The following is a 285-nucleotide window of genomic DNA, read 5'->3' on the forward strand; positions in this document are numbered from 1 at the left end:
GTGTTGATCGCGCTGATGCCGCTGCTCGTCAGGCTGGCCGCCGTCAGGCCCGTGTTCACCGTGCCGCCGCTCAGCGTCGCCGTGTCCGCCACGCTCAGGCTGCCGGCGCCGCCCAGCGTGCCCCTCAGCGTCAGCCGGTTGACGGTCTCGGCGCCGCCCAGCGCCAGCGTGCCCGCCACACGCAGCGCCGAGCCGTCGCCCAGCCCGTCCGTCACGCCGGCCACCGTCGCCAGCGTGGCGCCACTGTCCACGGTGATCGCACCGCCAGCGGTCGTGAGCTTCCCG

1 protein-coding gene is annotated in these 285 nt (G+C 75.4%); it reads right to left on the reverse strand.

Annotated features, from left to right (window positions below):
• Window positions 1-285 (reverse strand): hypothetical protein (locus ACG00X_RS24115; RefSeq protein ID WP_394492377.1); only part of this gene is annotated, 285 nt, incomplete at both ends.

It is taken from the genome of Pelomonas nitida, from assembly GCF_043555975.1.
In the GTDB taxonomy this organism is placed as follows: domain Bacteria; phylum Pseudomonadota; class Gammaproteobacteria; order Burkholderiales; family Burkholderiaceae_C; genus Pelomonas; species Pelomonas nitida.